This is a genomic window from Planctomycetota bacterium (assembly GCA_018242585.1).
GTDB lineage: Bacteria > Planctomycetota > Planctomycetia > Pirellulales > PNKZ01 > JAFEBQ01.
This window is the reverse complement of sequence record JAFEBQ010000015.1, coordinates 38,734-55,922: the sequence shown is the minus strand read 5'-3', so window position 1 is coordinate 55,922 and position 17,189 is coordinate 38,734. Positions and strand designations below refer to the sequence as shown.

Genomic DNA, 17,189 nt, shown 5'->3' with positions numbered 1-17,189 from the left:
CACTTCTTTTCTTAAACTAGCAACTAACAACCCGCAACTAGCAACTTCCCTCCCCCACCCCATGCCCCGCACCGAAGCTACCCTGCGAACCGACGCGTTGGCCATCTGGCAAGCGGGCGTTGACGCCGTGCGCAGCGATCGGCTCGTCGAAGAGGCGCTCCACTGCGACGGGTTCACGCTGCGGTTCGCCGACGTCGAGATTCCGCTCGCCGGCGTCCGGCACATCGAAGTCATCGGCGCTGGCAAGGCCGGCACCGGCATGGCCGCCGGCGTCGAACGGGCGCTCGGCCCCGGCATTGTCGCCTCGAAATGGGTCACCGGCTGGGTCAACGTGCCGGCCGATTGTGTACGACAGCTTGAGACGATTCACACCCACGCGGCCCGCCCGCCGGGCGTGAACGAGCCAACGCCCGAGGGAGTGTTTGGCTCTGAGGAGATTCTCCGCCGCGTGGCTGCCCTGCAAGAGAACGACATCTGCATTGCCGTCATCTCGGGCGGCGCGAGCGCCCTGCTGCCAGCGCCGGCCGAGGGAGTTTCGCTAGCCGACAAGCTGGCAATCACGCGGCACCTGAGCGGCGCGGGGGCCAACATCGCCGAATTGAACACCGTCCGCAAACAGCTCAGCCGGATCAAAGGGGGCGGTCTGCTCCGGGCCTGTCGCGCTGGCTGGTTGCTGACGTTGGTGATCTCGGACGTGCTGGGCGATCCGCTGGATTTGATCGGTTCAGGGCCGACGGTGACTGACAGTTCGACGCCACGCGAGGCGCTGGACATTCTGGCCTGCTACGACGCGCTCGCTCGATTCCCCGCAGTGGCCGCCGTGTTGCAAGCGCGACAGACCGCCAATCCCCCGGCCGCGCCGACCACGCAAGCGCGCACAGAAATCATCGGCAACAACGCCACCGCGGTCGACGCCGCGGGGGTCGAAGCTGAGCGGCGGGGTTACTCGATGGCGATGGAGTCGGCGCGGGAATTGGAAGGTCCAGCCGAGCAGATTGGCGTTCACCTGGCGCAAATGGCCCGGCAGATGCGCGACGAACCGGGGCCCGATTGCCTGATCTTCGGTGGCGAGCCAACCGTCAAGCTGGCCCCGCCCGAGTTGCGGGGCCGCGGCGGTCGCAATCAGCAGTTGGCGCTGGCCGCGCTGGACGTGCTGGCCGATGATCCACGCGACATCGTCCTGCTCTCCGGAGGGACGGATGGCGAAGATGGCCCGACCGACGCCGCCGGCGCGATCGTGACCCCGTCGCTGGTCGCGGCAGCCCGAGCGCGCGGCCTCGACTGGCGCGAACACCTGCGCCGCAACGACGCCTATCCCTTCTTTGACCAGTTGGATGGGCTGATCCGCACTGGTCCGACGCACACCAATGTGTGCGACCTGCGCGTGGTGGTCGTCGACCAGCAGGATGCACCGGTGCCACGCTGAGCGACAGGCGCACGCATTGGCCGAGAAACTTACGTCTCGCTTGCAGGATGCCGTCGGGTGGCACGGCCGCTTGTCGGCCGTGTTGCGCAGCAACGAGAAGAATTCTTCCGGTTGGCGATCGCATGATTCTTCTTGTCGCTGCGCGACCCAGCCGCAAGCGGCTGGGCCACCCACATCCCACGTCGAATCGCAATCCCAACTGCGAGCAATCGGCCGCGCCGTGTGTTATGATCGCCGAGACGTTTTCCTTTCAGGGCAAGAGTGAACTATGAAGACAATGACTCGATTCGCCGGTTGGTTGCTGTGCGGCTGGTTCCTGTTGACCGGTGTGGCCGCGGCGGCCGACGCGCCGATCCTTCCGATCGGGCTGGCCCGCGAAGACATTACGCCCAAGTACGGCGTACGCATGACCGGCTACAACAACCGCACCGCCGAAGCGACCGGCGCGAAGCAGAAGCTCTATGCCAAAGCGATGGCCCTTGGGGCCGACGACCAGAAGCCGGCCGTGATCATCACGGTCGACAACCTGGGCATTCCGGCCGCGATGACCGAAGAAGTGTCGGATCGGCTGATGAAGCGGGCCGGCATCGAGTTGGAACGGCTGGCGATTTGCGCGTCGCACACGCATTGCGCCCCGGCCCTCAGCGGCACCGCCGGGTTGATCTTGAATGAACTGACCGACGAACAGCGGAAGCATATCGAGCAATACTCCGACGAACTGACCGACGCGCTCGAACGCGTGGCCCTGGCGGCCTTGGCCGATCGGCGCCCGGCGCAGCTTTCGTACAGCGAAGGACGCGTCGACTTTGCCATGAATCGCCGCGTGATCGTCAACGGGCGCTGGACCCGTTTTGGCGTCGAGCCAGGGGGCATGATCGATCACAGCTTGCCGATGCTCCGCGTGACCGATCCGGACGGGAAGCTGCGCGGGATTCTGGTCAACTACGCCTGCCATTGCACGACGCTCGGTGGCAACTTCAACGAATACTTCGCCGACTGGGCCGGCTGCGCCCAGGAAGCGATCGAGCGCGAGCTGCCCGGCGCCATGGCGATGATCGCCGTTGGCTGCGGCGCCGATGCCAACCCCGAGCCACGCGGCGAAGTGAGCATGGCCGTCCAGCACGGCGAAGCGGTGGCCCGCGAGGTGAAAAGACTGGTCGGCGAGAGGCAATTGCCGCTGGGGCGCGTCACATCGGCGGTCTCGAAGGAGATCGACCTGCCGTTCGATACCTTGCCGTCACGGGCCGAATATGAAGCCCGGGCCCAACAGAAAGGCCCGATTGCCAAGCATGCCCAGGCCCAGTTGGCACGACTCGACGCCGGCAAAGCGCTGGCGACGTTCTTGGGCTATCGGCTGCAAACCTGGATGTTCGGCGACGAGTTGGCGATGGTCTTTATGCCGGGGGAGGTGACGGTCGATTACGCCTTGCGACTGAAGCGCGAGTGCGACAGCCGTCGGCTTTGGATTACGGCCTATGCCAACGACGAGCCGTGCTACATCGCCTCGGAGCGGGTGCTCGGCGAAGGGGGCTACGAAGTCGACAGCTCGATGTACTACTACGACTGGCCCACCCACTTCGCGCCCACGATCGAGGACCAGATTGTGGCGGCGGTGAAGGAAATTCTGCCGGCCGACTATCGTGCGGCCGAGGCCAAAGGGGCCGACACGTGGCAAGGCGAGATCAACAAGCTGATCGCCCGCGACGACCAGCAAACGACCCAAGGCAAGATCGTCTTCATCGGCAGCTCGAGCATTCGCCGTTGGGATCTGACCAAGTCGTTCCCCGATTTGCCGGTGGTGAACCACGGGTTTGGCGGCTCGGAATATCGCGACGCCATTTTCTTCTCCGATCGGTTGCTCGCCGATTATCGCCCCAAGACGGTGGTGATCTACTCGGGGGACAACGACATCAACTCAGGCAAGTCTCCCGAGCAAGTCGCCAACGACGGCGTGTCGCTGATCCGCAAGGTGCGCAAGTCCCTGCCCGAGGCGCGGATCGTGACCCTTTCGATCAAGCCCTGCCCGAAGCGTTGGCGGAATTACGGCGCAGTTCAGCGCGCGAACCAGATGCTCAGCTATTACATCAAGAACTCTGGCGATCGCCGGCTATTGTGGGTGGACGTGTCGTCAACGCTGTTGGGGGACGACGGCATGCCGCGCCCCGATTGCTATGTGGCCGACGGGGTCCACATGACCGACGCCGGCTACGCCCGGTGGGTCGAAGTGCTTCGTCCCTATTTGCTGGACGATTCGAGCGGGACAGTATTGGACGGGAAAACAGTATTGGACGGGAAAGTGGGGAAATGAACGTGGCTGATGAATGGATGGAGCCGCGCGCATGACTCCGAAACGTCCCAGCGGCCGGCAAGGCCCGGCTAAAAAGCCGTCGCAACCTGCGCCGCGCGAAACCTCGCCGACGGCGGTTTCGATCCGCCGCGCGGCCGGTGACGAGTGGCAACTGGTGTTGCCGCGCTGCGCCCAGCAGCGAGCCGAAGACATGGAAGAAGTCGATGCGATGATCGCGGCCGGCGAGCCGGAAATCGCGGCCGACGAGCTGCGATTCTTGCTGCAGGAATGTCCCGACTTCCTGGTTGCGCACCAGACTCTGGGACAGATCGCCCTGGAAGCGGAAGACTTCGCGCTGGCCCGCGGACATTTTGGCTACGTCTTCGACCTGGCCCGCAAAGTTTGGGAACGGGCCGGCGCGCGGGGGACGCTGCCTTATCGAATGATCGAAAACCAGTCGGTACACGAGTCGGGCAAAGGGCTGGGCTGGTCGCTGCATCACTTGCAAAACGACACGCTAGCGCTAGAAGTCGTGCGGCAGCTACTGGCCTGGGAGCCGACCGATCCGCTCGGGGTGAGACCCTGGTTGGGATTGTGGGGGAAAAGTTGCTAGTTGCTGGTTCCTAGTTGCTAGTTAGGGAACCGAAGCGGTGGGTGCAATCGCAAGTTGCGATTCTCTTCCTCGTCCCCCTCTACGTCATCTCCGTGCCAACCTCCGTGCCTCAGTGTCTCCGTGGCTAGGCTTTAGCCGGCCACGAAGTCGGCGGCCCAGGCGGCGAGCTTCTCGGCCCCTTGGCGTTGGCAGAAGTCGCCGAACACTTCCCCTGGCTGACGCTCTTGCTTGAAGAACGTCAACAGCGGTGTCAGCTCCTGGACGATCTCTTCGCCCGGCACGAGATCCTTGTAGATGAAGTTCAACCGATCGCCGAGCGTGCGGCCACCGACAAGGATCGTGTACTTGCCAGCCGTCTTGCCGACCAGGCCGACGTCACAATTGTAAGGCCTCGCACAGCCGTTGGGGCAGCCGGTCATGTGGACGGAAAAAACTTCGTCCGAGAGGCCCAGCTTGGCGAGTTCGGCATCAAGCTGATCGATCACGCCGGGCAGCGCGCGTTCGCTTTCGGTGATCGCCAAGCCGCAGGTGGGCCAGGCGACGCACGCCATCGACCAACTGCGCACGGTGCTGTATTCGTTTGAGAGCTTGACGTGATGCTGCTTGAGAATCGCTTCGAGCTTCTCGCGATCGGCGGCCGCGACGTTTGTGAACAGAATGTTTTGGATCGCCGTCAGGCGGATGTCGGGCTTGAGCGTGGTGCAGATTTCCCGCAGCGCGGTTTTCAGCTCCAAGTACGTCCCGTTCGACAGATGCCCGTCCAGAATGCGGCCATTCTCGACATTCAGGCCGTAATACCAGCGGCCGTCTCCTTGTTCGTGCCAGCCCAGGTGGTTTTCGACGCGCTTGACGTCGGCCGGGTGAGGTGGATCGAGCGTCAGACCTGCGTATTCCTCGACCTTGGCTTTGAACCAGTCGAGCCCCTCGTTGTGGATCAGGTATTTCAACCGCGCGATCTTGCGATCGGCCCGGTTGCCGTAATCGCGTTGGACCATGATCACGGCGGTGGCCACGTCGACCACGTGCTCGGGGCGCACGAACGCCATTCGCTTGGCCACGGCGGGGAACGTCTTCTTGGCGCTGGGGATCACGCCCATGCCGCCGCCGACCAGGAAGTTGTAACCAATGATCTTGCCGTGCTCGACGACCGCCATCAGCCCCAAGTCGTTGGCGTACAGATCGACGCAGTTGTCGTCGGGCAGGCCGATGGCCGTTTTGAACTTGCGCGGCAAATACGTCGGGCCGTAGATAGGCTCGACCTCGGCTTCGGGGGATTCGCCGACTTTCTCTTCCTCGCCGCTGTCGAGATCGCGCAGCCAGATGTCGTAATACGCGCGCGTCCGCGGGCACAGGTGCTCGGCCAACCGATCGGCCAACGCTTGCAGCTCTTGGTGAATCGTGTCGTGCGCGTGGGGTGCCGGGCAGCACATCACATTGCGCTCGACGTCGCCGCAGGCGGCCAACGTCGACAATTTGACTTCGTGTATCCGCTGGATTGTCGACTTCAAGTCCGACTTCAGCACGCCGTGGTGTTGCAACCCTTGCCGGCTGGTGATGCGCAGCGTCCCGTTGGCCAGCTCGTCGGCAATGCTCAGTTCGGCCAGCATCTGGGCGCTGGTCAGCTTGCCGCCGGGAACCTTGGTCCGCACCATGAAGATGTACGACTTGTCGGCCTTGCCACCGCCGGCCGCGCGCGAGGCCGCCCGGGCGTCGCGATTGTCTTGCTGGTAGGTGCCGTGGTTCTTCAGCAGTTGGATGCTGTCCTTGCTGAAGAAGTCGTTTTCGTCGATCAGCTCACTGCTAATTTCTCCGCGGAGAAAGTTGCTGCCGACCTTCATGTGCTCGACAGGGCTGAGTTTTTCCTGTTCTTCGGTGGACATGGGAACTCGCGCAAATAAGAGGACGTAAACGGTTGCAGTAACGCAGGATCGGCGAATGATTAGAAAGACGACCGCATTGGTAGTCTATTCGGCAGTTGACCTAAGTATACGCGAGACGTTTCAAGCTGGCTACGGCATCTCGATGCGTGAAAACCCGGCAAAAATACCGAGCGCCGCTGGGAAAAATCCGGGAATCGACCACGACGGCACGACGGCACGACGTCGGAAAGGAGAATTGGTTTTCTTTCTTCGCCCCGTTTGTCTTACGTCGTGTTCGTCGTGCCGTCGTGGTCGATTCCTCCGGTGCCTTGTGAGGTCGCGCATCGAATCGGTACGATGCGCGTCCGACGTGGTCACCAGCGAACGGAATCAACGAACGAGGCAACCGCATTGGCAGCGCGCATTCTCGACGGCAAGGCCCTGGCCCAGCAGATTCAGGCCGAATTGGCCGCCCAAGTGACCGAGTTTCTCAACGAAGACGGGCTGCACCCCTGCTTGGCCGCGGTTCTGGTCGGCGAGAACCCCGCCAGCGAAGTCTATGTCCGCAACAAGCGGCTGGCTTGCGAGCGGGTGGGCATCGATAGTCAACTGCACCGGCTGCCCGCCACGGCCACTCAAGACGAGCTGCTCGATCTGATCTACCGACTCAACACCGACGAGCGCGTGAACGGCATCCTCGTTCAATTGCCTGTCCCAGCACAGATCGATACCCAGCGGGTGTTGCAGGCGGTCGACCCCTTGAAAGACGTCGACGCGTTCCATCCCGAGAATGTCGGCCTCCTGGTCCAGGGCCACGCCCGCTACTTGCCATGCACGCCGCACGGGGTGTTGCAGTTGTTGCAGCGCAACAACATTCCGCTGGCCGGTCAACACGTCGTAATCGTCGGCCGCAGCGACATCGTGGGCAAGCCGTTGGCCAACATGCTGGTCCAACGCGGCATCGACGCCACGATCACCATTTGCCACAGTCGCACGCGCGATTTGCCAGCGGTCACACGACTGGCTGACATTCTCGTGGTGGCGATCGGCCAGGCTCGTTTCGTCACCGCCGATATGGTGCGCCCGGGCGCGGTCGTGATCGACGTGGGAATGAACCGCGCGGCCGACGGCCTGTGCGGCGATGTCGATTACGCCGGTGTCAGCCAGGTGGCCAGCGCCATCACGCCCGTCCCCGGCGGTGTCGGCCCGCTGACCGTGACGATGCTGCTGCACAACACCTTCGAAGCGGCGAAAATCCAGCAGGAATAGCGGCACTCCCTTGCTCACAGCGACTGAAATGACGCTTCGTCACTTCGATCACTACTGACCCGAGGGTGGTTGACGCTGGCACGGGTGAATTCACTCCGTTACCATATAAGTCACGCCTTGATGGTTGCGCGGCCGGTGGCCACTGTGCCAAGGTCGCCGCATGCCTCGCCCCGCCCATCGTTACGTTTCGGCATCTGAACCTGTCGTACCAGGAATTGCGATGATGCGCCCCGCCACGCTTTGCGCCGCAATGTTTGCTGCTCTCCTTGCATCCTATCCGCCCGCCAGCGCGGCCGAGCCCGAGTGGACGCGCTTTCGCGGTCCCAACGGCACCGGCCTGAGCGAAGCCAAGGACATTCCCACCACCTGGACCGACGCCGACTACAACTGGACGACCACCCTGCCGGGCGTGGGGCACTCGTCGCCGGTCATCTGGAGGCAGCGAGTGTTTCTGATCAACTCGGTCGAGGAAACGGCCGAGCGAATCGTGATTTGCGTTGACACCGAGTCAGGCAAAATCCTCTGGGAGCGCCGCTTCCCGTCGTCGGTACACAAGAAGCATTTGCTCAATAGCTTCGCGTCGGCCACGCCGGCGGTCGACCAAGATCACCTCTACTGCAGTTGGTCGTCGCCTGAAGAGTACACGATCCTCGCGCTCGACCACGCCGGGCGCGACGTCTGGCGAGTGAACCTGGGTCCGGTAATCAGTCAGCACAGCACCGCCGTTTCGCCCGTGGTGTTCGACGGGATGGTGATTCTCGGGAACGACCAGGACGGCATCGGCAAGGACAGCCCCGTTGCCGGGGTCAGCTTTCTGGTCGCGCTCGACTGTAAAGACGGTCACGAGCGCTGGCGCACCAAGCGCGAGAACGCGGTCGTCAGTTACTCGACCCCCTGCGTGCGGCGCTTGCCCGGCGGCAAAGTGGAAATGATCTTTAACAGCCAGGCCCACGGCATCACCGCCATCGATCCCTACACCGGCGCGGTGCGCTGGGAATTGCCGGTCTTGGACAAGCGCTCGGTCAGCTCGCCCGTCATGGCGGCCGGGCTGATCTTCGGCAGCACGGGCTCCGGCGGCGGCGGGAACTACGTGGCGGCCGTGCGACCGGGCAACCCGCCCGAGTTGGCGTATAAGATCACCAAGATGGCGCCCTATGTGCCGACGCTGTTGGCCAAAGACGGGCTGCTGTTCATGTGGGGCGATCAAGGGGTGGTCAGTTGCGCCGACGCCGCCACCGGCGACATCATTTGGCGCGAGCGCTGCAACGGCAAATACTCCGGCTCACCGATCTGTGTCCGCGATCACTTGTACTGTCTGGCCGATGACGGCACCGTCGTCGTCATCAAAGCGTCGCGCGACTTCGAGCAAGTGGCGCGGATTACCTTGGGCGAAGAAGCGCGTTCGACGCCGTCGGTAGCCGACGGGCGGATTTACTTCCGCACCGTCTCGCACTTGTACTCGCTGGGGGGCAAGAAAGTCCTCAGCGCCCGCTAGAGGACGCGCCCGCTATTCGACCACGACGCGCCGTCAGTCGAGATGCAAGGTTCCCCAGCAACAATGACTCGACCCGAGCGGCTTCCCCAGTTCTGGCTCGACGTCGGGGGCACCTTCACCGATTGCTTCCTGCAACATCCCGACGGCCGGCTCGAGCGGGCCAAGGTGCTCAGTTCGGGCGTCACCAAAGGCTCGGCCTGCGCAGGCTCGACGAAAGCGATCATTGTCGATTCTTCGCGCAGGAGCGAAGCGGCGGACTTTTGGCGCGGCTATCGGCTGCGCCTGCTCGATCAGTCGGGCGCTGCGGTGGCCGAAGCCGACGTCGCCGAGTTCGACGCGACTGCCGGCGCGTTGCATTTGACCAGTCCGCTGTCGATCGCGCCGGCCGTGGGACAGGCCTACGAGTTGACCGCCGGAGAAGAGTCGCCCTTATTGGGGATTCGCCGGCTGCTCGGCCTGCGTCTCGATCAGCCGGTGCCGCCATGCCTGGTTCGCTTGGGGACCACGCGCGGCACCAACGCGCTGCTCACGCGCCGCGGGGCGCGAACGGCTCTGGTGACCACGGCGGGGCTGGGCGACATCCTGCACATTGGCTACCAAAACCGCCCCAAACTTTTCGAGCGGACCATCCGCAAGCATCAGCCGCTGTTCAGCGCCGTGGTCGAGATCGAGGAGCGCCTGGCCGCCGACGGCAGTGTGTTGCAAGCCCCCGATCTCGAAGCGGTGCGTCAGCAGTTGCAGGCCCTCCAAGACTCCGGCGTCGAATCGCTGGCCGTTTGCCTGCTGCACGCTTATCGCGAACCGGTCCACGAGCAGTTGGTGGCACAGGTCGCGCGAGATGTCGGCTTTCGCCAGATCAGTCTGAGCAGCGAAGTCGCTCCGCTGGCGCGGATTGTGGCCCGTGGCGATACCACCGTGGTCGACGCCTATCTGACGCCAGTGCTGCGCGACTATGTCGAACGGTTGCGCGCGTCACTCGGCCCTGTCGTTCAGCTTCGCTTGATGACCAGCGCCGGCAGCCTGGTCCGGGCCGAGCAGTTCTCGGGCAAGGACGCGATTTTGTCCGGGCCCGCAGGGGGAGTGGTCGGCTTTACGCATGCGGCCCAGCGGGCTGGGTTCACGCGCGCGATCGGTTTCGACATGGGGGGAACCAGCACCGACGTGGCTCGGTTCGACGGCCACTTCGACTATGAATACGAAACCGAGAAAGCCGGCGTGCGGATCGTCGCGCCGATGTTGGCCGTGCATACCGTGGCCGCCGGCGGCGGGAGCATCTGCGACTTTGACGGCGTGAAGCTGTCAGTCGGCCCGCAAAGCGGCGGCGCCGAGCCCGGGCCGGCCTGTTACGGCCGTGGCGGGCCGCTGTGCGTGACCGATGTAAACCTGTTTCTCGGTCGCATCGTCCCCGAGGCATTTCCGTTTCCGCTCGATCGCGTGGCCGTCGCGCGGCGGCTGGACGAGTTGATCGAGCGCATCGCGACCGCGGCGGGCACGCGGTACACGCGCGAGGATCTGTGCGAGGGATACCTGCGCGTGGCCAACGGCAACATGGCGCGGGCCGTGCAGGCGATCTCGCTGGCTCGCGGCTATGACCCGCGCGAGTATCTGCTGGTGGCGTTTGGCGGCGCGGCCGGGCAACACGCCTGCGCCGTGGCGCACGAGTTGGGGATGACGCGCGTGCAAGTGCCCGACGACGCCAGCTTGCTCAGCGCCCACGGCATCGGCCACGCGCAAATCGCTCGGCACCGGGTCGCGCCAGTCTATCAGCCCTTCAACGCCGACTCGCTGGCCGACGTGGAGCGGCAGTTCGCCAAGTTGGCCGGCGCGGCCCAAGCCGAGGTCGAAGCCGAAGCCGAGGCATTCGAGCGGATCGAAGTGCGGCGGTCGCTCGATCTGCGCTATCGGGGACTCGACACCGCCCTGACGGTCGACGAGCCCGGCGACGGCCGCTGGACCGAGGCGTACGAAGCGGCCCACGAACGGCTGTTCGGCTATCGGCAACAGTCACCGCAGTTTGAAATCGTGGCCACCCGCGTCGAAGTGATTGGTCATACCCTGCTGCACGATCCAGCCCCGACCGCTAGCGCATCTGCAACGGCCGCGACACCCAGCGGGTCGATTGACGGCTGGTTCGCCGGTCATCGAGGCACGACGCCAATCTTCCGGCGCGAAACACTCGCCGCGGGCGCAACCGTCACCGGGCCGGCGCTCGTCGTCGATGTTCATACGGTCACGGTCGTCGAACCGGGCTGGACGTTGCGCGTCCATGATCGTGGCGGCTTGATCCTGGAAGCGGACTCGACTGCTCGTGGAAAGCAAGCGACGGGTGATTCGCAAAACCACGGGGCCATCGACCCTGCGATTGCCGATCCGGTCTGGCTCGAAGTTTTCAATCGCCAGTTTGCCGCGATTGCCGAGCAGATGGGCATCACGCTGCGCCAGACCGCGCGGAGCGTGAACGTCAAGGAACGGCTCGATTTCAGTTGCGCCATATTCACGCGCGACGGCGATCTGGTCGTCAATGCCCCGCATATTCCCGTACACCTGGGGGCGATGAGCGAAACGGTTCGCCGCGCGCTGGCCGACAATCCTGACCTGGCGCCCGGCGACGTGATCGTGACCAACGATCCTTATCGGGGCGGCTCGCACCTGCCCGACGTGACGGTGGTCACGCCGATTCACTCGGCCGACGGTCGCGAGCTGCAATTCGTCGTCGCCAGTCGCGCCCATCACGCCGAGATCGGTGGCAGCCGGCCGGGCTCGATGCCCCCGTTCTCGCACACGCTCGGCGAAGAAGGAGTGTTGATCCGCAACTTCCGCTTGTTCGAGCGCGGACAGCCACGCTGGGAACAACTAGCCGAGTTGTTGCGCTCGGGGCGGTATCCCTCGCGGGCGGTCGACGACAACCTGGCCGACATCGCGGCGCAACTGGCGGCCAATCGGCAAGGCGTGCGCGACCTCGAACGATTGGTGGCCCGCTATGGTTGGCCCATCGTGTCGGCTTACATGCGTCACATCCAGCAAGCGGCGTCGCGAAAGATGCGCGCGGCCCTGGCGCGTTTGCCCCGCGGGGATCATCGCTTCGTCGATCATCTGGACGATGGCTCTCCGATCGCGCTATGCGTGACCATTCAAGAGGCGACGTCCGACGACGCGCCATTGGCCTTGTTCGATTTCGCCGGAACCGGGCCGGTGCTGCAGGGAAACTTGAACGCCAATCGGGCGATCGTGACCGCGGCCGTGATGTATTCACTTCGCCTGCTGATCGACGAGGACATTCCCTTAAATCAGGGGGTGCTGGAGCCGGTTCGTATCACGATTCCCAACTGTCTCCTCAATCCGACCGAGGGAGTCGACCCGGCCGAAAGCCCCGCCGTGGTGGGTGGCAACGTCGAGACATCGCAGCGCGTAGTCGACGTGGTCTTGGGAGCGCTGGGCATCGCCGCGGCCAGCCAGGGGACGATGAACAATCTGTTGTTTGGGGACGAGACTTTCGGCTACTACGAAACGATTTGCGGAGGCAGCGGCGCGACGGCCGAAGGCCCCGGCGCCGACGCGGTGCAGGTCCATATGACCAATACGCGGCTGACCGACCCCGAGATTCTGGAGTTGCGCTATCCGATCCGCTTGCGCCGTTTTGCCATTCGCCATGGTTCGGGTGGCGCGGGGGCCAATCGCGGCGGCGATGGTGTGTTGCGCGAGATCGAATTCTTGCGCCCGCTGGAGGTTTCGATCTTGTCCGAACGTCGTGGCCCGTACGCTCCTTACGGCATCGCTGGCGGCCAGCCTGGGCAACTCGGCGTGAACTCACTTCGTCGTGCTGGCGCGAGCATCGAAGCGCCCGAAGAAATCTTGCCGGCGAAGGTTCAACTGCGTGTTGGCAAGTGCGACAGACTGACGGTCCATACTCCGGGGGGCGGTGGTTATGGAAAGCCGAAGTCGTGAGCAGCTAGTGATATTCCACTAGCCATCATTAGCATTGTTCGATCAATGCATTCGCGCCAAATGTGTCCACGTTTGGCGTCACAACGCGCACTGGCCGATCAACCGCGCGAGCCTGTTTTTATCCACTTGGTTTTCTCACGAACAATTTGCGGAAAAAGAGCGCATACCCGCTATAGTTCATGTAGGCGTTCAGGTTGCCGCCGAGTGGGAAAACGTGGTTATGCCGATCAGTGTTGCTTGTCCGGAATGTGGTCGCCATCTTAAGGCCCCCGACGCCTTGCAGGGGAAGCGCGCGCGCTGTCCGCGTTGTCGCCATGTGGTCGATGTGCCGGCGGTCGATGCGCCGGCGAACGTGGCCGAGGTCGTTGCCGAGTCGCATGTTGCCGTGTCATGTGCAATGAGCGAAGCGGCGGCTCAGCCACCCGCCGAAGCATTGGTCGTGCGGGCTGTCACTCCCGAGATCATGGCGCCAGTTGTTGAGCCGGCAGCGCCCGTCGTCGACCCAGTAATTGCCCTCGCCGCGGCCGAATCGCCATTAACCCTTGAAACAGCGCCAACGGCGGTAGAGCCAACCGCGGCCACGCCGATGGCCGCACCAGCGCCGGAGACTGGCCGACGTCGATCGCATCACGAGCGGTTACAGCGTGTGCCGGTGGCCCCCTGGGAAGAGCATCACCTACCCCGAATCAACCCCGAGTTCGACCTGCCGCGCCGTGTCGACTTGAAGGAAGATGCGGCCACGCCAAGCGCGCCGGCTCGGCCGGCGGCGGTGATTGACGTCGCCGCGAACAGCGACGGCGCGACCCCTCAGCCAAAGGCGAAAGACCCGAGCGAGTTTCTTCGCTCGGGCGATTGGCCCAAGCTGTCTTCGCCACCACCGCCGAACTCAGGCTTCCTCGTGCCAGGTCACGAGGCGGCCGATGGGCAGGCAAGCGCCGCGCCGGCCCCGCCGGTCACGGATCGCGAAGCCGGCGTGGACGGCAATTACGAAGCCCGCGACGACGATGAAACATCACCGGACGCCGACGGCGAGTACGGTGGCGCTCCCTTGGCAATGTCCAGCAACCCGTGGTGGCGATCCAAGATCGCGGCTCTGTTCTCGTTGGCCGTGTTGGTTGCCGCCGGCTGGCTCTTGTTGCAGCCGAACTAAACGCCCGGGCGCATCCATCGCGGTTCAGGTCATGATCCGTCAACGCGCTCTCCATTCAGCGCGGGTACATCGTATGCTCACCCGAGGATGCTTGTTGGGTATTTTGCCAGGCTCACGCTGGGGCGACGTAGTCTTGCCCGCCGCGCGCCGCCGTGACGAGCAGTCCCAGCGCGAGCGTTAGCACGACGATCGACGTCGCATAGGGCGCGGCTGGCGCGACGGTGAAGAGGGGTACGGCAACAGCCGGTCCCAAGATCCGCCCTAGCGACGCGGCGCTTTGCACCACGCCCAAAATGCCCCCTTGCTGCTCCGGACTGCTGCGCCGCGAGATCAGCGCCTGGAGCGCTGGGTTGACCATCGCAAAGCCGGTCACTTCGACCGCCATCGTCACCAGCAGCCAGTCGAAGCTGCCGCGCCAGGCGCTCCAGGCCAACCCGACAAAACCCGCCAGCGCGATCACGCCGCCAGTAAGGGCCAGCGTCGTCTCGGGTAACTTGCCCGCCAGTCGGCGGACCAAGAATCCCTGGGCCAAGGTCAGCACGATCCCCAAGTAGGTGAAGGCCGAGTAGATGGCGATCTCGCGTAGTTGCTCGTGCCCCGAGTAGCCGAAGCCTTTGGCCTTGGTGAAGATGAATTGCAAAGCACCGCTGACGCTGCCGTCCTTAAAATGATCGGCCACGATGCGATCGATCTGCAGCGATAAACTCGACTCGAAGATCGCGAACGAAAAGATCGCGATGAACGATGTCAGCAGCAGCGCGCCAATGGTGGGAATGGAAAGCGCCGTGCGCAGGCCCGCCAGGCCGGCTTGTTCGCGAACTTCGCTCGCCTCGCCGGGATGATGCGACTCAGGCAACAAAAAGATCGCCAGGGCCAGCGCCCCGCCCGACAGGATCGCCGCCACGTAGCCGGGCCAGGGGCTCATCGATGTTTCGCCTCCGACCACCAGCGACACGGCCCCCAACATCGGCCCCAACGTGAAGCCGAGCGCGAAGGCCGCGCCGATCAGGGCCATTCCCTTGGCGCGGTTTTCCTTGGTGGTGGTGTCGGCAATGTAGGCCTGGGCCGTCGAGATCGTGGCCCCGGCAATGCCAGCGCCGATGCGGGCCACGAACAGCAGCACCAGGCTATGCATCGTCGTGGCTACGCCGAACAGCGCGTAGCAAGCGGTCGAGCCTGTCAGGCCGATCATCAACACGGGCCGGCGGCCGATCCGATCGGACAGTCGCCCCCACAGCGGCATGAACAGAAACTGCATGGCCGAGAAGCTCGACATCAACAGCCCAATCGTCCAGCCCGTTTCCTTGGCCGACAGTCCGTCGCTCAGAGCGAATTGCTTGCCATAGACCGGCAGCAGGGGCAACACGATGCCAAAGCCGAGCAAGTCGATGAAGACGGTGAGAAAGATGACCAGCAGCGAACCGGTGCGCATGGCGATGCCGAACCTGGGATGGGACAGACGGAGAGCACGCCTGGTGCGCGCCCGAGCCTACCGATGCTAATCGGCAAGGGGCGTTTGGGCTAGCGGGCTAGACCGCTTCTCGGCATGTTCTGGCAAGTGGGTGGCACGCCCGTCCTTCGGGCGTGGGGAAGCGAGTACCAGCCCCCAATGTACGAGCGGCGATCCCCCACGCCCTGCGCTGCGCTTGGGACGTGCCACCCAACGTGCCCTTTATGGTGCATTCGGGAATCCCCACCATTGCATTCGCTCTGCTGAGGGACCGAGAGCGACGATCGCTCCGGTGATTATTGTGCCCCAGATGGAGCCGATGAGGATCCACAATAATAGTCGCCGCGAGGCACGTTCTTCGACCTTTCGCGTTTTCGCCTGGCCCTCGTCCATGCACGCATTGTAGCACACGCCCGCTCACTCCGGTGCGGCTTTGGCCATCGACTCGGCTCGCATGGCGTCCATCGGCGGGAAGACGTCGTCGACCTTGGTATCGAACAAGTCGCCGATCAGCAAGTCGGTCAGGTGCCCCTTCAGCGTGGGGTTTTTCTTCACGAACCGGCCGAAGCTGAAGCCGTCGTAGTATTCGCAGACCAGCCGCTTCATCCGGTCCACGCCGCGGTTGTAGTCCGGCCCCCACTTTCCCAACAGCGTCCCCGAGAAGTCACGCTGCTGGAACGCTTCGGCAATCGTGTCGGCCGCGAGCATGCCGCTGCGCAGCGCCAGCAGCACGCCCGACGAATACAGCGGGTCCAGGAATCCATACGCGTCACCGATCAACACCCAGCCGTCGCCGGCCACTTCGGTCGAGCGATACGAGTAATCCTTGGTGGCGTAGAACCCGGCACACTGCTCTCCCATTGACACGCGGCGCAGGCACTCGGGGCATTTCTCCAATTCCTCGCGATAAATCTGCTCGTGGCTGCCGCGGCCGTCGAACAAGTAGCGGAAGTCCGCCACGACGCCGACGCTGACCATGTTGTTGTGCAGCGGGATGTACCAGAACCAGCCCTGCTTTCCCTTGGTCTGCAGGACCATCGTGGCCCCTTCGTCGCGCCCCTGGTCGCGATAAGCGCCGCGCCAATAGGTCCAGACCGCTCCCTTCTTCAAATCCTCGATCACTCGCCGGGTCTTCAAGCGATTGGAGATCAGCGCCGATTGGCCGCTGGCGTCGACCACCACGTCGGCCGTCACCACACGCTCGGTCCCGTTTTCCTCCTGAATCCGCACGCCGCACGCCTTGGTCCCTTCAAACAGCACTTCCAGCACGCGGACCCCTTCGTGGGCGTTCACGCCATGTTCCCGGGCGTTGTTCAACATCATGGTGTCGAACTCGCTCCGCAGCACCTGCCAGGTTTGCGAACATTCGTGCGGCTTGTTGTCCCAGAAGTAGAACGGCTCCGAGATGCGGCCACTCTCGCTGACGAACTGGACGCTGTGCTTTTGCACGAAATGGCTAGCCCGCATCTTGTCGAGCATGTTCAGCCGCTGGAGCACCCAATAGGTCTCCGGAATCAGCGATTCGCCGATGTGAAACCGCGGGAAGTGCTCGCGCTCGAAGAGTTCCACCTTGAGGCCATGCTGAGCCAATAACGTCGAGCAGGTGGCGCCGCTGGGGCCGCCGCCGATGACGATCACTTGCGTGTGCTGGTCTGCTGCTTGAGTCATGGTGGGTCTCGCTGGGGAGGTGGGGGT

Annotated in this window: 10 protein-coding genes; 7 read left to right on the top strand and 3 right to left on the bottom strand. The window is 63.9% G+C overall.

What is annotated here, in order from left to right:
- Positions 1 to 61 precede the first annotated feature (61 nt).
- The 3 genes from JSS27_08170 to JSS27_08160 all read left to right on the top strand — a co-directional run bounded on the left by JSS27_08170 (position 62) and on the right by JSS27_08160 (position 4,326).
- Entirely contained in the window at positions 62 to 1,426 is a 1,365-nt protein-coding gene (locus tag JSS27_08170) for a DUF4147 domain-containing protein (GenBank protein ID MBS0208914.1), read from the top strand.
- Between the two features lie 268 nt (positions 1,427 to 1,694).
- Complete coding sequence (locus tag JSS27_08165; protein ID MBS0208913.1) at positions 1,695 to 3,734, top strand: neutral/alkaline non-lysosomal ceramidase N-terminal domain-containing protein; 2,040 nt, start codon at positions 1,695 to 1,697, stop codon at positions 3,732 to 3,734.
- A gap of 31 nt (positions 3,735 to 3,765) precedes the next feature.
- The gene (locus JSS27_08160; GenBank protein MBS0208912.1) at positions 3,766 to 4,326 is read left to right on the top strand and encodes a hypothetical protein; all 561 of its coding nucleotides are present in this window, start codon (positions 3,766 to 3,768) and stop codon (positions 4,324 to 4,326) included.
- Positions 4,327 to 4,457: 131 nt separating this feature from the next.
- Here JSS27_08160 and JSS27_08155 read toward each other — a convergent pair whose 3' ends face one another.
- Positions 4,458 to 6,206 (bottom strand): NADPH-dependent assimilatory sulfite reductase hemoprotein subunit, encoded by a 1,749-nt coding sequence (locus JSS27_08155; GenBank protein ID MBS0208911.1) that lies wholly within the window; start codon positions 6,204 to 6,206, stop codon positions 4,458 to 4,460.
- Positions 6,207 to 6,596: 390 nt separating this feature from the next.
- On the opposite strand from JSS27_08155, the gene folD reads away from it, so the two are divergent.
- From folD to JSS27_08135, 4 genes are all read left to right on the top strand, one after another.
- Entirely contained in the window at positions 6,597 to 7,454 is an 858-nt protein-coding gene (gene folD / locus JSS27_08150) for a bifunctional methylenetetrahydrofolate dehydrogenase/methenyltetrahydrofolate cyclohydrolase FolD (GenBank protein MBS0208910.1), read from the top strand.
- A gap of 250 nt (positions 7,455 to 7,704) precedes the next feature.
- On the top strand, positions 7,705 to 8,949 hold the full coding sequence (locus tag JSS27_08145) for a PQQ-binding-like beta-propeller repeat protein (protein ID MBS0208909.1): 1,245 nt from the start codon (positions 7,705 to 7,707) through the stop codon (positions 8,947 to 8,949).
- Positions 8,950 to 9,012: 63 nt separating this feature from the next.
- Positions 9,013 to 12,894, top strand: a complete 3,882-nt coding sequence (locus JSS27_08140; protein MBS0208908.1) for a hydantoinase B/oxoprolinase family protein — start codon at positions 9,013 to 9,015, stop codon at positions 12,892 to 12,894.
- Positions 12,895 to 13,114: 220 nt separating this feature from the next.
- A complete protein-coding gene (locus tag JSS27_08135; protein ID MBS0208907.1) occupies positions 13,115 to 14,044 on the top strand; it encodes a hypothetical protein in 930 nt (309 codons plus the stop codon).
- Positions 14,045 to 14,156: 112 nt separating this feature from the next.
- On the opposite strand, the gene JSS27_08130 is transcribed toward JSS27_08135, so the two are convergent.
- Together JSS27_08130 and JSS27_08125 are read right to left on the bottom strand one after the other, a co-directional pair.
- Positions 14,157 to 15,476 carry an MFS transporter gene (locus JSS27_08130; protein ID MBS0208906.1) on the bottom strand — a complete coding sequence of 440 codons (1,320 nt, stop codon included), beginning with the start codon at positions 15,474 to 15,476 and terminating at the stop codon, positions 14,157 to 14,159.
- Positions 15,477 to 15,911: 435 nt separating this feature from the next.
- A complete protein-coding gene (locus JSS27_08125) occupies positions 15,912 to 17,162 on the bottom strand; it encodes a tryptophan 7-halogenase (protein ID MBS0208905.1) in 1,251 nt (416 codons plus the stop codon).
- Positions 17,163 to 17,189: the final 27 nt, after the last annotated feature.